This is a genomic window from Pedobacter sp. MR2016-19 (assembly GCF_014947265.1).
Lineage (GTDB): Bacteria > Bacteroidota > Bacteroidia > Sphingobacteriales > Sphingobacteriaceae > Pedobacter.
Genome location: NZ_JADCNK010000030.1, coordinates 24,656 through 42,355, shown reverse-complemented (window position 1 = coordinate 42,355; position 17,700 = coordinate 24,656). Strand labels below are relative to the sequence as shown.

Below are 17,700 nucleotides of genomic sequence, written 5' to 3'. Positions count from 1 at the left end.
GCCATGAATGTTGTAAAACACTTATCCGCTAAATAAAACATGAGCAGGGGAAAAGAAATATACTTTAAGGCAGCGGCATTGTCGCTGCCATTGGTATTTTTATGCTTCATCGAAATCCTTTTGAGATTTTTCAATTATGGTTTTGATCCGTCATTGTTTATCAAAGATCCCGATCAGCAGGGCTACATGATGATGAACCCTACCGCCTCTTATAAGTTTTTTTCTACCAGTGCCAATGCAACCCAGGGTAACCGCGAACGATTTGGCATTGTTAAATCTAAAAACACCTACAGGATATTTGTAATAGGCGAATCGACTACAGCAGGCTACCCATATATGCACAATGGATCGTTTCACAGGTGGTTGCAATACCGGCTGATGCACCAATATCCCAGCCTAAGCTTCGAGGTGATTAATGTTTCGCTTACCGCGGTAAATTCTTACACGGTATTAGATTTTGCAAAACAAATTGTTAATTATGAACCAGATCTGGTGTTGGTATACACCGGACATAATGAGTATTACGGCGCTTTGGGTATTGGCTCTACCAGCCGGATTAAGGGCAATAGCACCTGGATAAAACTGGTGATTAAACTGCGTGAGCTTAAGTTGGTACAGTTGTCAGACCGCATCATTGAGGCTACTGCAAAACTCTTCGGAAAAAGAATTGATAAGCGCGAAAACCTGATGAAACGCATGGTAACCAACCAGCAAATACCTTATCAATCTGCCGATTTTAACCGCGGTATAGTTCAGTTTAAGAGCAACATGAACGAATTGTGCCAGTTATTGTCAAAAAAACACATCCCAACCGTAATCAGTACGCTGGTAAGTAACGAAAAAGATCTTAAACCATTTATAAGTGCAGGCAAATTTTCAGCTCAAAAGCAATACGCAAATGGCAAAAAATTATACGTAAATGGTGATTTTAAAGCCGCAAAAACAAATTTTGTTTTGGCTAAAGAGTACGATCAGCTGCGCTTCAGGGCGCCGGAAACCTTCAACCAAATCATTAAAAAGCTGTGCAAGCAGTACCCTGGTATTTATCTGGCGGATACCCGTGCCTTGTTTGAGAAAAACGAGGTTGGTGGAATAATTGGCAAAGAAACCATTTTAGAGCATGTTCATCCAAATTTATTGGGTTACGCAATCATGAGCGAAGCTTTTTATCAACAGATTAACAACAGAAATTTAATACCGGCAAAAAAACAAAGTGAAATGTCTTTTGCACAATTGTTGGTTAATATGCCCGTTACCAAAGTAGATTCGTTATATGGCGCATACCAGATTATGATGCTCCGTTCGGGTTGGCCCTTTAATGAGCCCATAACAGCTTACAACCGTGGAAATTCGATAGATGAACAACTTGCAGGGGCATTGGCAGTAGACAGGATTACCTGGAGGACAGCAATGGATGAACTGTATAAAGCTGCTATGGCCAATGCAGACAAACAAAAAGCCTTAAAGGTTACCGAAGCTGTGCTGCTGGAAAATCCTTCTCAAACAAGTTATTACACTTACGCAGGCCGTTTAGGTTTTGAACTGGCAGACCTGGAAACCGCTGAATTTTATTTCAAAAAAGCGTATGACCTTGAACCAACACGCGGGAATGCTAATAATCTTTTTTTGTTTTATTTTAAGTCAGATCTTCCTGAGCAAGCGTTGCAGTATGATGATAGAATAAAGCGCTCCGGTCAGCAATCCTACCTGGATGCACAAACTGAAGAAATACTGAAAAATATCATTAAACTTAAAAAAGAAGTTCCATCGAATAACATCAATGAGTTGATTGCCAGCTATTATCACCAACTCAGAGCCGATGAAACAGCAGCAAAATATAGGAATAAAAACAGCAGGTAACATGAGCAACAAAAAATTAGAAAACAAGAAATTCGGATTTATTTTAGGCGCCACAGTTATTTTGCTTTGCCTTATTTTTTGGAAGGGAACCTACCCGCAGCAAATAATGCTTTTGCTATCAGCTGGCTTAATCATAATGGCCCTCTTTATTCCGCAATACCTCGAACCAATGAGGACGATATGGATAAAATTTGGTAATTTTCTGGGAATGGTTAACGGTACAATTTTGTTAACCCTGGTATTTATCTTCGTCCTAACCCCTATTACCCTTTTACTACGCCTATTTAAAAAGCAGAGTTTAAAAACAACAAAAAATAAGCAGTTGGTTTCTTATTGGGAAGATGTGTCGGGCAGGGCGATGGGCTCATTTAATCAACAGTTCTAAATTAATACATACATGAATACACTGGTCGAATTTTTCCATTTCTTAACCCAGCGCAAAAAATACTGGTTGTGGCCCTTATTTATCATCCTGATTACCTTGGGTTTAGTATTGGTAGCAGCGCATGGCTCGGTATTGGCCCCATTTATTTATAGTTTATTCTAATCAGGCACGCAGCATGGCTTATATTTTAGGTATTTCTGCTTACTATCATGATAGCGCTGCATGTTTGTTGAAGAATGGAGAAGTTATTGCTGCTGCGCAGGAAGAACGTTTCTCCAGGATTAAAAATGATGAGTCATTCCCTGCAGAAGCGATAAAGTTCTGCCTTAAATTTGGCAGCATCTCCCTGGCAGAGGTAGATCATGTTGTATTTTACGAAAAGCCATTTTTAAAATTTGAGCGTTTGCTCGAAACTTATGTCAATTTTGCCCCTAAAGGATTGAGGTCTTTCCTTAAGTCGATGCCGGTTTGGTTAAAGGATAAACTATTCATAAAAAAAAATATAGCCAGGGCGCTTAATGCTATAGATTCCAACTGGAAAAAATCACGTACCATTTTGTTTGCCGATCATCACCGTTCCCATGCGGCCTCCGCTTTTTACCCCAGTCCATTTGAACAGGCGGTGGTATTAACTGTAGATGGTGTGGGCGAATGGGCCACAACAACTGTTTCAGTTGGACATTCGGCACAACTGACTTTAAAAAAGGAGATAAATTTCCCTAACTCCATCGGACTTTTATATTCTGCCTTCACCTATTATTTAGGCTTCAAAGTCAATTCTGACGAATATAAAGTAATGGGTTTAGCTTCGTACGGCACGCCGGTATATAAACAGCTGATTTATGATCATTTAATTGATGTTAAAACAGATGGATCTTTTCTCCTGAACATGGATTATTTTGATTATTGTACGGGACTGAAAATGACCAATAAAAAATTCGACAAGCTTTTTGGCCATCCACCCAGAGCGAAAGGCGAAGCACTTTTGACATTTCACAAAGATATTGCCAGCTCCATACAAAAAGTGACTGAAGAGATCATGATTAAACTCACTCAGAGTCTTTACAGGGAATTTGCAATAGATAATCTCTGTATTGCAGGAGGTGTTGCGCTGAACTGCATTGTAAATTCAGCCATCAGGCAACATTCCGGTTTCAAACAGGTTTGGGTACAACCTGCAGCAGGAGATGCTGGCGGCGCGCTGGGTGCCGCTTACAGCGTATTTTACGAGCATTTATCTGGAGTTAGAAATGTTGATCCGCAGGCTGATGGGATGAAACAATCACTGCTCGGCCCAAGCTATACTCCAAATGAAGTGATCAATGCACTTTCTGCCTATGGCCTGAATTATGAAAAAGTTGAGCATGAACTTTATTATCGTAAAATAGCGGAATACTTAGCCGAAGGAAAAGTAATCGCATATTTTAAAGGAAGAACAGAGTTTGGGCCAAGAGCACTGGGTTGCCGCAGCATTCTCGCAGACCCCAGAAACAGCGAGATGAAAGCGATACTTAATGCAAAAATTAAGTTTAGGGAGTCCTTCCGTCCTTTCGCCCCGGCTATTTTAGATGAATTCGCAGATTTATATTTTGGTGAAGGCTCAAAAAACCGCTATATGCTATTTACAGAAAATTATTCAGACCATAGCTATGGCCATCAGGCATCCAATGCAGTTTTAATTCCGGGAGCGGCACACGTTGATGGAACAGCCCGTGTTCAGATCGTAAACCAGGTACATCATCCTGATTTTCATAAGGTAATCACCGCTTTTTACAACCTTACAGGATGCCCTGCAGTTATTAATACCTCCTTAAATGTAATGAACGAACCCATGGCCTCTAGTCCGGAAGATGCAATATGTTGCTTTTTAAATACAGAAATTGATATTCTCGCTATTGAAGGTTTACTGATCGATAAAAGAGACCGGACTCTGGCGGTTTGAGATGCCTTTTCTTTTATCCGAATTTCTTGTTAATAAAAATCCAGAAACTACGGAAATTCAGAGATTAAAAATGAAGCTGCATCATTATACGGGGTTTCCGTAAAAAATTGCCATCAGAATCAGAGTTATCAATCTGATCAGTAATTAAATAAAAGGCTTTGGAATAATGGAAATTATTGTTTTACGAAATTTTCTAAATGATATTAAGAAACTCAACGATAAAAAATCGAAAGATAAAATCAAAGAATTTATTATGGAGATTGAAAATGCTGAAAGCTTAGAAGAGCTTCCAAGTATTAAAAAATGAAAGGTTTCTCCACAGCTTATCGTTGGAGAGTTGGGGATTATCGATTGGGATTTTATAAAGATGAAAACACTAGCGAGTTAGCCCGATTTGTAAAAAGAAACGACATATACAAGATATTTCCTTGACTGCAATTAAATGATATGGAATCTCAAAAACGATGAATTTCGTAAAGCAATTGAAGATCAATTAAAGTATGCAGCCAACAAACTTAATATTTGATTCAGCTAATGTATATATACATTACTGTTAAGACTATCAAAAATATATGCCTAAAAATCCCTCCCCCCAACTTTTCCGCTTAACCCTGAATAGAGTGATTTATGGCAAATCATAGAAACAAAAACGCCCTTTAAAATTAATAAAAAGAAACCCCTACGATTTGGAAGGGTTATTTTTAATATGATGTGTATTTTAAATTACTTAAAAATTCTACTCTTTTTAAGTATTTCATTAATTAGTACAAACTTTTTTGAGTCACCTTTAAATACCGTATCTTGATTTTTTATTTTTACAGCAGTACCAGCCATACATACCATAACCATAGCTTTAGCACCACCAACTTCGGCATAATCAACATCGGTTGCGATTATTCCGTTACCACCTAACATTATAGCTTTTTGCCGCAATTCGGGCATTCTTTCACACTCATAATTAAAGTATATCAGTATCTTTTCCTATAACTAATTCTATTTGCGATTGGGTCAGCCTATTATTTTCTTCTATTGAGTTATAAATACTAGTAAGTATCCTAGTCTGCTCATTTTGATTTTTTAATAAAGTTTCTACCTTCCAATACCAAAGTACTACCTGCCTAAGAGCAAGAAAAATTATTAAAAATACTGCAAGCCCTAAAAGAAACATTAAAAATGCACCTAAAGGTGTGCCACTAGGTTCTGCATAAGCCTGACCAAAACTAATAAGCGGCAATAATGCCAAGAGTGTTAAAATTGATTTTTTCATTTTATTTTTTTATTTGATATTTCTTGAGGTTCTAAAGCGATAATCAATAGCATAAACCAGATAGCTATCATTGTATAATTTGTGGTTAATAAACCTATACTGATTAGTAGCAGGATTGCGGTAAGAATTTTTGATATAATGAGAGATTAATTTTTATTGAATGTAGTCAATTATAATTCACAAATATAACCAAATGTTTCGGGATTGAAATACCGGAAACCGTAAATAAAATGGTGCTAACAATTAAGCCAGCACCATTTTATTTTATTCCAATAACGACAAAGGAATAAAACAATATAATCGAGTTTTTTGACTTTATAGATTACGAAAGTGGCACCCTTTGTAATACCCTCTTTAAAAATAAAAACCTAACTAACTAATAAATAGCTAATTAGGTTTTTAATAGGTGGAGAATATCGGATTCGAACCGATCACCAGCATGATAGATTGCTTCGTCGTTCCTCCTCGCAATGACGACCTTTTTCATAATAAAACAGGTCAAAATACGCATAACAACATCAATATCAAGCCATTAATTGTTAAAATACAAGAATACAACCTTGTATTATTACTTATGTTTGAGTAAACAACCTATAACTTATATGAAACTAAAAACAGACCTGTACAAGCCCCTTGGGCTTATGAAATTAGCATTCTTTTTATTACTGCTTTTACCTATGCTTCTCTTTGTTGGCTGCAAAAAAGAGAAACCGCTTGAAGAAGTTTCCACTACTGCTTTGAATGGGAAGGATACACTATCTATTTATATTCCAAATGAATATAAAGAAATGGATTTTAACAATAAAAATAGTGCATGGAGTTATGCAAGAAGTAGTCAATCAGAACATTTTATCGTTTTTTGGGACCTCAAATATGGCAGTGACAATCCAGGTTCTCAAAATGTACCCACAAAATATAGGGTAGACATCGTTGATTTACTTAAAAAAGCAGAAACTTTTTATCAGATCAACGTTAATACACTAAAGTTTGCAGAACCTGGGAAGTCGAAATTAGATAAATATAAGATGCTTATCTTTTTATATTATCAGGATGAGTGGCGCGCAACCGGGTCTGGTTACGATGATACCATCGGTGCTTTATGGATCAATCCGCAAGCCGTACAACCTGTGGGGTCTGTACTTGCGCATGAAATTGGCCACTGTTTTCAATATCAGGTTTTTTGCGATCAGGGCGGCCAAACCGGATTCAGATATGGCTTTGGTGGTAAACCTAATAATGGATTTTGGGAGCAAACGGCACAATGGCAATCATTTCAAAGTTATCCTTCCGAAGCATTTACCTCCTACAATTTCGGGGTTTATATGGATAATGCTCATCGCCATATCAACCACGAAGGGCAACGGTATGCCAGCTACTTTATCCACTATTACTGGGCCTCGAAACATGGTATTGATATCATTGGAAGAATCTGGCGGGGCGCAATAAAACCAGAAGATCCGATTGAGGCCTATATGCGTTTAACCGGCATTAATGTTAAACAGCTAAATGACGAAATTTACGATGCTGCAACCAAATTTGCAACCTGGGATATCCCAAGTATAAAAACTTTAGGGGCCGACTTTATCGGCAAGCAGCCTTACGAGTTTGATAAGTTAACAGACGGAAGTTTCCAGGTAAAATATGCGCGCTGCCCAGGCACTACCGGATATAATCTGGTGCCATTGAAAATACCAGCAGCAGGTACTGTTTTAAATGCCCAATTTACCGGTTTAGCAAATGCATCAGGCTATAACCAGGTTGATGCATCCAGAGCGGGCTGGCGATATGGATATGTTGCATTGCTTAACAACGGTACAAGAGTGTACAGCAACATGTTCGAAGGTACAAACGGGAATGCAACCTTTACCATGCCAGCTGATTGCAGTAAACTCTGGTTTGTAGTGTCTGGTGCCCCGAAAACATATACGCAACACGGATGGGATGATGATAATAGTAACGATGACCAATGGCCTTACAAGGTTAAGTTTACCAATACGACCCTTTTAAACGACCTTTCTGTGAATCCAGGTGCAACGCCAAAGGATGTTACCTTCTCTATTCCGGTTAAAATATTACTTGATTTAACTAATTACACCAGAACTACGGTAAACTTTGATCAGGATAAACTGGTTCAGGCTTTTACGCTTTTACCTGCTAAAATTACCGAAGGTTTAGCCAATAAAACAATAAAATTCTACGGGGTAGAAAGCAATGGTAGCTTGAACGCCCAAACAACAGCGAATGGTTACGGGCATTGGTTTAATGCAAGCGGAAATGTAATTAATTGGGGTGCTGATGCAAAAGTATTTTCAGAACTGGATGGTACAAAATTAAGTTTTGATCTGGGCCAATTTCCACAGCATGTAGCTAAAGGCGATCAATTTACAATCAGCCAGGCGCTTGTTTATGAATATGAAACCAATAAAAAAGTTACCGCTACATTTAAGTTTTTAATTACCATTGAATAAAAGCCTGTTTAAATTTTTGTAAAAAATACAAATGGCCTTTTGCTGTTACACTAAGGGGTAGTTTATGGTATAAAATCAAATTAGTGACGTAGAATTGTCTTCTCTTATCCTACGGCGCGGTCTTGCCTCGGCTCGCCGCCGCCGAAGGGCTCTTTCTTTTTGGTGTCAAAAAGACCAGCGCAGCTAGCTTGAACACAATTGAAAAAATAAAAGCAAGTGAAAAAACAAAAAACACCGGCTGAAAATTTTTCTTTTGAAGCCAGTTGTTCGGCCAGAACAGTGCAGCCCGAAAATTTGTTAGGCCGGATTTAAGTAGAACGGGGATACCGTGATATGGCCTAGCTGGATGGAAACACAAAAGGAGTTAAGCTTTTGATTAATAGTAATTTGCAAAATAACGTCTATGATAGCGTAGTCGATTGCTTCATTAATGCGTTGAAATGATCTTCGACTACGCTCAGACTGACATACGAAATAAGTTTTACTTAATTTTAAACAGGCCCTAATATTTGCCTATAACAAAAGAACAGTAATTCCGCGTGGAAAGTCCTGGCAATTAAATAAATAGAACTAAAAGGGTTTACAGGAACGGTACACCTTATCTTCATCAGGTTTGGCACGCTATGATGCTGTGAAATTGTTTTTGAATAATACAAGTCTGGCCATTCCGCCAGGCTTGTATGATATCCTACTTTAACCACTATCTCTTCAACAATTAATTTGCGCTAAGTTCTATTAGCAAAAAATCTCAAAGGCCCATCTTCAGCCAAAATATTCTTCTGGTTTTAATTACATCCACTGTATCACCATATTATTTACAATGTCTTAACATATAATCCAACTTGTCGTATCACTTTACTCAATTACCTGATAATAAAATTATTAAAAATAATAACAGACCACTGTAAGACATTTTCTGAAACTAAAAAATAATTTCAAAACCTGTATTTGATATTTTAATCAAGATTTATAAAACAACTACGGCCTTTCGGTGTAATATTAACCAGATTATATCATTTCGAAACAAAAAGCTTTGATATTTATCAAAAACACTTCAACCAACGTAAATAACCCGTTACTTTCGCAGGAAGTAGATTCAGTCTCTATAAGTAAGTGATCATATACAGCATCGACAAATTTTGTCGGAATTTCTTACAGATAAGAAACAAAAATAATTTACAAAATACGGTAACAATTCCTGTAAAATCACCGAGGAAAAATGTACTTGTTTATGTCAATTTTTTTATTTTTTATAAAGCATCATCTTTTCAGTAACACCATGTTATAGGTTTTTGGAGAAATGCATATCAATAAAAGACATATATTTTTTGTAAATAAAATATTGTAGCTGACAACAATAAGAACTACAGATAATCCTGTCGAATAAACAATAGTCAATGTCCATCATACGAACCCCGCCATATCTCACTCCCCTTTTTAATTATTTGCAACAATATCATCCAGTATCACAAGAATATATGGATGCTTATATCGGATCAGCTTATGAGTTAACTATCAAAAAAACTAAGTTTGTACTATCACCTCTACATGCCAATGAATGTATGTATTTTATTGTTAAAGGCTTATTAAGGAACTTTATCAGGCATGGAGGAAAGGATATCACCACACGGATCAGTTTCGAGGATGAGTTTGTTTGTGCAATAAGCAATCCGGCTAAACAGGAAAAATATTCGGCAGAATATATTCAGGCAATGGAAAACTGTATCCTGATTGCCATTCCCTATGGGTTGCTCAACAGCCTTTACGATAGATTCCCTGAAACCAATATCATTGGACGGAAATTAATGGCAATAGAATCCTTCAAAGCATCAGAAAGGGCAAATCTGGCCAGAATCCCAAAAGCTTCAGACCGTTACGAAATATTGATGAAAAATTATCCGAAGATTTTTAACCGGATGCCTCTTCATTATCTCGCCAGCTATTTAGGAATGCGTAACGAAACATTGAGCAGAGTTAGGGCAGTTTGTGCACTTGAAAAAACGTTTTATTAGCTATAGTTTTTTCAACTGCCGTTTCAATGGCTTATAGGGCATTACGCGATCAATTTTCGTGTTTTTTTTTCAAATCGCGGTCGCTATCGGATTATATAAACTTCAGTTCCATTAATATTTATTCATACTGACTAATTTGATTTTATAAAATAAAGCATTCCCGACAATATCTTCCGATCCTATTGTTATTGGGTCTGAACCGGCAGTATGGCAGTTTTTAAACCTTTAGACGCAACACTCAGATTTAATTTCCCTGCCTGTTCTGTTGATTGAACGGTAACAACCAGCTTGCCTTTAAAGGCCTTCATCTTGGGCAGGTGAAACAATTCCAGGCTGGTCGCATCACCATTGGCCACCACTTTATAGGTTCCATTTCCGGTAACTTTAAAAGACAGGCTATTCTCTGCATCAGGGCATAAGGTACCATTAGCATCTAACACGCTTGCTGTAATGTAAGCAAGATCCTTTCCATCAGCTATTAAGGTTTTACGATCGGATTCCAACAGAATATGATGAGGTTTGCCTGCCGTTTTAACCGTTTGTTCAGCAACAGGTTTACCATTCCCATCATAGGCAACGACCTTTATTTCTCCAGGTTCGTATTTTACATCGTTCCACATCAGCCGGTACCTGCTTGTATTAGTGGCTTTATTTTTACTTCGCCTGCCCTGGCTTTTGTTGTTAATAAATAACTCGGCCGATGGGTAACTGGTGTACACAAATACAGGCGTAACCTGCCCTTCACGACCGGGGAAAGTCCAGTGTGGAACTATATGCAGCGTGGGTTTTTCGGTATTCCATTTGCTTCGGTAGAGGTAAAAACGATCTTTAGGAATGCCTGCCAAATCAATAATCCCAAAATAAGAACTGTGAGAAGGCCATTTTTCATCATAAGGAGTAGGTTCGCCCAAATAATCAAAACCTGTCCAAACAAATTCGCCGATTACATATTTGAGTGAATCCTGCATCACAAATTCATCATCGGGAATTTGCGACCAGGTACAATATTCAAGATCGTACGATGAACTTTGATTGTCATCATACATTTTCATCTTTTGAGGCACAACAGGGAATTTATACACACCTCTTGAACTCACGGTAGAAGCCGTTTCTGAACCCAGAATCATACCTTGTGGCAGGCGGGTATAGGCATTTCCGTACCATAGTGGTTTATAATTAAACCCGGGAATATCTAATACGGAGGCAAAGTTATTATCCAGTGCATCTTTGATTCTATCCATACCAGCAGTTACCGGCCTGGTTGGATCTTCGCGATGGCATATATCCTGTAAAAACTTTACGATCTTACCACCTTCTTTGGTAGATTGATCAGGCACTTCGTTTCCAATACTCCACATTACCACAGAAGGATTGTTCCTGTTGGCATGAATCATGTTCACGATATCTTTTTCGGCCCACTCATCAAAAAGGTGACTGTAGCCGTTTAAAACCTTCGGAGCCTTCCATTCATCAAAAGATTCGACCATGAGCATAAATCCCATTTCATCGCATAATTTTACCAGCTCGGGTGCAGGCATATTGTGCGAGGTCCTAATGGCATCGCAACCCATATCTTTCAATAGTGTAAGTTGCCTGCGCAGGGCGGCAACATTTATGGCGGCTCCAAGTGGCCCAAGATCATGGTGGTTGCAAACTCCCTTAAACTTACGGTAAACCCCATTTAACGAGAAGCCTTTTTCCGCCTCGTATTTTATGGACCGGATTCCAAAAGTAGTGGTATACTCGTCTTTTAGGATATTTCCTGCATATAATTTTGTTACGGCAGAGTACAAGTTTGGTGTTTCAGGAGACCACAGCTCAGGATTTCTGACTAATAAATCCTGCTCAAACTCGTTCAAATCGCCCTCATTCAAAGTCCTGGTTGCCGAGGCTACCGTTTCGCCTTTGGCATTTAAAATAGTTGTTTGCAAGCTCAAAGCAGTGTAGTTGCCACTAAGTGAACTTACCTGAGTTCTTATTTTTACCCGCGCAAAATCTTTGTTGATTAGAGGTGTAGTAATATAGGTGCCCCAAACCGGGATGCTTACCTCATCCGTAATAATAACATGCACGTTCCGGTACAAACCAGCTCCGGGATACCAGCGTGAGGCTTCAGGTAAATTTTCCAGGCTGATGGCAAGTGTATTCTTGCCTGCTTTCATTTTGTCGGTTACATCAATAGAGAAAGCATTGTATCCATAGGCCCAGTGGCCAACAGCCTCTCCATTCAGGAACACTTTGGGATAGCTCATGGCACCATCAATTAAGATAACGGCTTTTTTACCTTTAGTAAAGGCAGGCGCAACAAAAGTATTACGGTACCAGGCTTTGCCCACAAAAGGCAAACCGCCTGTTCTTCCTGTTTTTAATGATGCCGTTTTCTCACCGTTCTGTACAATCTGTACATTTTGGCTATCGTTATTCCCATCAAAAGGACCTTTTATTGCCCAATCATGAGGTATACTTACCGTTTCCCATTTTGTATCATCAAAAGCCGGGTTTTTAGATTCAGGAAAATCACCTTTGCTAAACTTCCAGTTTTTTTCCAACAGGTATTCTGTCCTGCCCTGACCATGTACTGCTCCACAAAATAGCACGGTTAACAATAACATGGATAAACTCAGATATGATGATGTTTTGATTGTACTCATCCTCAAATCTAAATGTTAAAACAGTGCATACCAATTAAGGAAAGAACAATGTTAAAATAAGCAAATAAATGGTTTAATTTTAGTTGGTTCGATTACAAAACCAGTTCTTAAACGAGCGGATTTGCGTTACTATACTTGCCAACCGCACAAGGTTTTTGGTGTAGCTGACGTTCGTACCTCAAACTCTAACCTAAAATCAACAAAATACCGCTCCTTTTCAAGATCATTCTATTCTTCATTAATTTTCAGAAGTTAATTTTTAGTGTCAGATCTGTGCTCAAAAATTAATTTTAATAGATTACAAAAACTGAGTATCCAGGCATGCCTATAAAACCAAAAGCCACCTACAACTTTCGCTACAGATGGCAGGTTTTAACCGGGACAACAACTATTTGGTTAGTGCTGTTATCTTTTCTTGCTCAACATCTATCAAATGACTATAGAACTTCCAGTCAACGTTAGGGTTTCTCATTGCTGCAAATGACATTGTTTTAGTTTTATCATCCTGACTTGCAGAATACATCTTTTTAAAGTCTTTCAAGGTTGCTTTCATTGCGTTTAGAACGGCAAAAAATCTACGATCATTGAAAACAATGTTATTCTTGTTTTTTTTGTTAGACCTATATTCATCATTGGATGCTTCGCTATAGGCTTTCTGAAGTTTATCCAGAACTTTTAGTCTGTCGCTGATATTTTTCAATGATTCCTCCGACAGATCCATGTCTTTAATCCCAGTAATAACTTTTTGATCTGTTAAGACCGTAACGCCGGCAATGCTTACTTCGTGTTTACCATCTCTGGAGAACAAATAAACAGATGGAGGCAGATCATCAATATTGACAGAATCCAACTTCATTAATTTTTTGTTAAAGTCTGCACGGGTAGTTGATAACAATTCAACTGATAACTGTTTAACAGATTGAGCTTTAGCATTAATCATTAACAATGATAACACCATGATTTTAAGAGCGGTTTTCATGGGGCCAAAGGTATGATTAATTATTTTTTAAAGTTAAGTTAACAATAAAAGAGCTTTTGATAAATATCAACAAAGTGCCCTGAGGTTGCTTTTTAGCGTTTTAGGAATGTAAAAAAACACAGATATTGGTTATACCCGTATTATTTATATGACTTTTTAAGTGTCTTTTGGTTTGATTGTACTGTTCTGGTAGCCCATTTACCACCCCTTTCGCCAGGCTGAGCATAAATTGCCCCAACCTTTACCTCATTATCAAATGATTCTATAAAATTTAGTATTCTGCAACCTGATCATCAACATAACAGTACAACCATCGTTCCCCGGGCTCTGAAGAAATAACTACAGGATGCTCCTTGATTTTAAAGTGTTGAGACATGTGTTGTTTTGGAGAGGAATCGCAGCACAAAGTTATGCCGCAAGTTTGGCAGGTACGTAAATGAACCCAATCTGTGCCCTGCTTTACGCATTCTTCGCAAACAGGCTGTTTCGCCAACTTCAATTCTTTAATAGCCGATAAATGGCTGCATGGTCGATTGTTTTCCATAATTATAGTTTTGATAGATATTGATGCACTTGGGTAACGGCCATTGCACCCTCTCCAACGGCCGATGCGACACGCTTTACTGAATTGAATCGTACGTCTCCCGCGGCAAAAGATCCGGGCACGCTGGTCTCCAGGTGGAAGGGAGGCCTGTCAAGTTCCCAGCATGTTTTATATTGATCCAGCGCCATCACATCATTTCCGGTATACAGGTATCCATTCCTGTCCCTGCAAATGGCTGTTTCCGAGGCCCACTCTGTGTTGGGCTTTCCGCCTATACAAATAAACAGTTTTGATGTTTCATGCCAGGATTCCGTTTCCTGTTCGCTATTGGCTAATTTTAATCCGTTGCAGGTAATCCTCACCTTCCAGCGCAGTAACCTGTGAATGATACAAAACAAAAATGTTTTTGATGCTGGCAATTCTTTGAATGAGGTATTCGGACAAGGTTTCGGCAAGATTTCCTTTTCTGATGACCATAAAGACGCGTTTTGCAAATCCTGAAAAATAAGTTGCGGCCTGGCCGGCGGAATTTCCCCCGCCTATGATGTATAAATCCTTGTCCTGGCAAAAAAAAGCTTCGCTGGCACCGGCTCCGTAGTATACGCCTTTATGAAAAAACCGTTCTTCATCCGGCAGGTTCAATCTTGCGTATTCCACTCCTGTTGCACAAATATTAGCCTTCGCGACCAGTTTTTCACCAGAAGCAAAGTCGACATGAATCTTATTATCGTAAAAAGTGCCCTTAATCCCTTCTTTGAGCAGTAAAATTTCCACGCCAAACTTTAGAGCCTGCTGCCTGGCCCGCTCAGCCAGATTTGCACCCGATATGCCCTCCGGAAAGCCAAGATAATTCTCAATTAAAGAGCTGGTGCCTGCTTGTCCGCCTACCGCTTCCCTTTCTATAAGAATGGTTTTCAATCCTTCTGATGCAGCGTAAACTGCAGCACTTAATCCCGCCGGACCTGCACCATATATGGACAGATCATATTCATCGTACTTAGGTTCCGTAATCCAACCCAGGTTACAGGCAATCTCTTTTAAAGAAGGATTAATAATTATTTTTCCATCGGGAAACTCTATTACCGGATGCTTTTGTGGATTGTCGAAAGAAGTAATTCCCTGGCCCTGCCCGTCATGCGAGAGGTCAAACCAGTCGAAATCAACAACACTTCTTTTTAAAAAATCCCTGATTGGATAAATTTCCTGAGAATCGGGAACGCCGTATAGTTTAAGTTTGTCCATACGCTACTTTGTCCTGGTTTTTATTTTTTTAATAATTTCTTCTACCGGATACTCAGCGGAGATACCATAACCATCCACAAGTAATCCTTTTATTTTTCCGTCTGTTGATGATATAGCGTATAAGATAGATTCATCTTCGGGATCTGAGGCACCCTCAAATCTGTAAATTTTATCTATCAGAAAATTTTCCGGATGCTGCGCGAGTGCATTTTGTTCATCCACGGATTTTACAGCTGTATTAAAATCGAAAGTATAGCCTTCTTTGGATAAGTGATTCATTACCTCACTCAATGTGGTCATCTCACCTAAATGTTTCAAATTGTCGTCGCTCATCGTAAGTATTCGTTTTGGAGATTACAAATTAGCTTAAAATTTTAATTAACTTATGCGTCAATTAACCTTATTTCCTTTTAGACTCTAATGAATTTAGTTTGTTTCCTTCTGCAATTACCGTCCTGTTAATCTCGCTAACCCTTTTGATATCCATTTTCTCAACAGCGCGGTCGTAGCTCAGTAGTCCATTCACCTCATGCTCCACATCTGTTGTCTGGGTGTAAACCGCTACGCTGAGTCCCTGATATTTCATCAACTGCTCAACCTGGCTCATTAACAGCACAAACCTATCCGTCAATGCTTCAGAGGTAGGTTCGTAAGCATAAGCATTATTCTCTACCGGCCACATGTGCCCCCTCACAAAAAGCCCCACCCCTCCAAATTCACCTAAAGATGCTGCCCGTTTAGCGTCGGGTTTCGAGGCATCATTAGGACCAATGTAAATGTGGGTATCCACAAAGTCTCCATTACCCGGGTCTCCCGCAGCCTTTTGGTAGTCAGGGTTGTTATTAAAGCCCGAATTTCCATTAACCAGTCTGGATGGATCATACTTTTTAACCCAATCGGTAATTTTCGGCACATCGAAAGCACCCCAATTTTCGTTGAAAGGCACCCATGCAATAATGGAAGGGGCGTTATAATGCTCGTCTATAATTTCCTTAAGTTCCCTGCGGAATGCCGTCCGTACCCTGGCCGTATCTTCATTCTGGTACCATATCGCCGGCATATCCTGCCAAAGCAGCATTCCCAGTTTATCTGCCCAGTAATAAAAGCGTTTGGGCTCAGTTTTCATGTGCTTGCGAATAAGATTAAAGCCGGCATTTTTTGTAAACTCAAGATCCGACTTTAGGGCTTCATCACCTGGTGCTGTAAGAATGCCGTCTGGCCAATAGCCCTGGTCCAATAGCCCAACCTGCATGATAAACTTTCCATTCAAAAGTGGACGTACTATGCCGGCCATCTTGCCGAGCCTGATATCGCGCATCCCGAAGTAGCTGCTAATTTCATCAGTTACTTTCCCATTGCGGTCTTTAACCGAGATTTTAAGATCATATAGAAAAGGCTCTTCCGGAGACCAAAGTTTGGGGTTGGTAATGGGCAGATAAAAAGTATTTCCTGCGCTTCCTTCCCACTGTGAGACTACTTTCTTCCCATCCATGGCAACAGCAGATAAATTTGACGTGCCAGCTTCCACCTTCACCTGCAGCCTGCTATGCTCCAGATCTGGTAAAAGTCTGATATTTGTGATGTGCACCAGACTAACCGGCTCGAGCCATACACTTTGCCAGATCCCCGAACTGAAGGTGTAGTCGCCGCGGGGGCCATTCTTTCCTGAAGGCATTGTCCCGTCGTTGGAATCGTAGGCGGAGACAATAACCTCATTACGACCCGCCTTCAAGAACTTGGTAATATCCAGCGAAAAGCCATCGTATCCGCCGGAATGATTGCCAGCTTTTTGTCCATTTACAAAAACGGTCGCCTCATGATCTACCGCCTCAAAGTTAATCAGTACATTTTTGCCTCTCCATTTCTGTGGAATTTCAAAATATCTGCGGTACCACATATTTATTTCCTGTTTACGCTCGATTCCGGAAATCACGGATTCGGGGCAGTATGGTACAAGGATTTGCTCGTTATTAGTGGGGAATTCAATAGGTACACGGGGATTTAAAGCAGCCTTTTTTTCTTTACCTCCGATATAGTCCCATTTTCCATTGAGCGACTTCCACTCTCCACGGACCAGCTGAGGCCGCGGATAGTCAGGAAACGGGTTTGAAGAAGCCATAGCCGCCTGAGTCCATTTTGTGGGCAGTTTAGCTGTTTGGGCGAAAGTATATCCGCAGTAGTTTACCTGAAAAAAAATCGTTAAAAAAAGGATATTTAAAATCGTATTTTTCATAAAATGTTTTAAGTAAAAGCTTATCTGGATCAACAAACCAAGATAAGCTTTTTAACATTCTAAATCGATTTATTATTTAAAATTGTTTTTGGAATGGGTTAGTGAACAAGCAATTAA

At 39.2% G+C, this 17,700-nt stretch carries 15 protein-coding genes; 7 read left to right on the top strand and 8 right to left on the bottom strand.

Annotated features, from left to right (window positions below):
* Positions 1–39 precede the first annotated feature (39 nt).
* The 5 genes from IM793_RS23530 to IM793_RS24940 all read left to right on the top strand — a co-directional run bounded on the left by IM793_RS23530 (position 40) and on the right by IM793_RS24940 (position 4,494).
* A complete protein-coding gene (locus IM793_RS23530; RefSeq protein WP_193425759.1) occupies positions 40–1,860 on the top strand; it encodes a GDSL-type esterase/lipase family protein in 1,821 nt (606 codons plus the stop codon).
* 1 nt (position 1,861) lies between these two features.
* A complete protein-coding gene (locus IM793_RS23525; RefSeq protein ID WP_193425757.1) occupies positions 1,862–2,245 on the top strand; it encodes an SxtJ family membrane protein in 384 nt (127 codons plus the stop codon).
* A 12-nt stretch (positions 2,246–2,257) separates the two neighbouring features.
* Positions 2,258–2,407: a DUF5989 family protein gene (locus IM793_RS23520; protein WP_165902767.1), complete on the top strand. Its 150-nt coding sequence runs from the start codon at positions 2,258–2,260 to the stop codon at positions 2,405–2,407.
* Positions 2,408–2,420: 13 nt separating this feature from the next.
* The gene (locus tag IM793_RS23515; protein WP_193425755.1) at positions 2,421–4,187 is read left to right on the top strand and encodes a carbamoyltransferase N-terminal domain-containing protein; all 1,767 of its coding nucleotides are present in this window, start codon (positions 2,421–2,423) and stop codon (positions 4,185–4,187) included.
* 166 nt (positions 4,188–4,353) lie between these two features.
* Complete coding sequence (locus IM793_RS24940; protein ID WP_207908523.1) at positions 4,354–4,494, top strand: hypothetical protein; 141 nt, start codon at positions 4,354–4,356, stop codon at positions 4,492–4,494.
* Positions 4,495–4,910: 416 nt separating this feature from the next.
* Here IM793_RS24940 and IM793_RS23505 read toward each other — a convergent pair whose 3' ends face one another.
* Together IM793_RS23505 and IM793_RS23500 are read right to left on the bottom strand one after the other, a co-directional pair.
* Entirely contained in the window at positions 4,911–5,129 is a 219-nt protein-coding gene (locus tag IM793_RS23505) for a heavy metal-binding domain-containing protein (protein WP_132403978.1), read from the bottom strand.
* A 16-nt stretch (positions 5,130–5,145) separates the two neighbouring features.
* Positions 5,146–5,454 (bottom strand): hypothetical protein, encoded by a 309-nt coding sequence (locus tag IM793_RS23500; RefSeq protein ID WP_132403975.1) that lies wholly within the window; start codon positions 5,452–5,454, stop codon positions 5,146–5,148.
* A 641-nt stretch (positions 5,455–6,095) separates the two neighbouring features.
* Between IM793_RS23500 and IM793_RS23495 the strand changes: the two genes are divergently transcribed.
* The gene (locus IM793_RS23495; RefSeq protein WP_227256371.1) at positions 6,096–7,922 is read left to right on the top strand and encodes a DUF4859 domain-containing protein; all 1,827 of its coding nucleotides are present in this window, start codon (positions 6,096–6,098) and stop codon (positions 7,920–7,922) included.
* Positions 7,923–9,319: 1,397 nt separating this feature from the next.
* A complete protein-coding gene (locus tag IM793_RS23490; protein ID WP_132403969.1) occupies positions 9,320–9,934 on the top strand; it encodes a Crp/Fnr family transcriptional regulator in 615 nt (204 codons plus the stop codon).
* Between the two features lie 185 nt (positions 9,935–10,119).
* Here IM793_RS23490 and galB read toward each other — a convergent pair whose 3' ends face one another.
* The 6 genes from galB to IM793_RS23460 all read right to left on the bottom strand — a co-directional run bounded on the left by galB (position 10,120) and on the right by IM793_RS23460 (position 17,583).
* The gene (galB, locus tag IM793_RS23485) at positions 10,120–12,585 is read right to left on the bottom strand and encodes a beta-galactosidase GalB (RefSeq protein WP_227256370.1); all 2,466 of its coding nucleotides are present in this window, start codon (positions 12,583–12,585) and stop codon (positions 10,120–10,122) included.
* A gap of 388 nt (positions 12,586–12,973) precedes the next feature.
* Complete coding sequence (locus IM793_RS23480) at positions 12,974–13,564, bottom strand: hypothetical protein (RefSeq protein WP_193425751.1); 591 nt, start codon at positions 13,562–13,564, stop codon at positions 12,974–12,976.
* A gap of 271 nt (positions 13,565–13,835) precedes the next feature.
* A complete protein-coding gene (locus IM793_RS23475) occupies positions 13,836–14,108 on the bottom strand; it encodes a UBP-type zinc finger domain-containing protein (RefSeq protein WP_193425749.1) in 273 nt (90 codons plus the stop codon).
* A gap of 324 nt (positions 14,109–14,432) precedes the next feature.
* A complete protein-coding gene (locus IM793_RS23470; protein WP_227256369.1) occupies positions 14,433–15,350 on the bottom strand; it encodes an NAD(P)/FAD-dependent oxidoreductase in 918 nt (305 codons plus the stop codon).
* A 3-nt stretch (positions 15,351–15,353) separates the two neighbouring features.
* Entirely contained in the window at positions 15,354–15,683 is a 330-nt protein-coding gene (locus tag IM793_RS23465) for a phosphoribosylpyrophosphate synthetase (protein ID WP_227256368.1), read from the bottom strand.
* A 67-nt stretch (positions 15,684–15,750) separates the two neighbouring features.
* Positions 15,751–17,583 (bottom strand): glycoside hydrolase family 2 protein, encoded by a 1,833-nt coding sequence (locus IM793_RS23460; RefSeq protein ID WP_193425747.1) that lies wholly within the window; start codon positions 17,581–17,583, stop codon positions 15,751–15,753.
* Positions 17,584–17,700 lie beyond the last annotated feature (117 nt).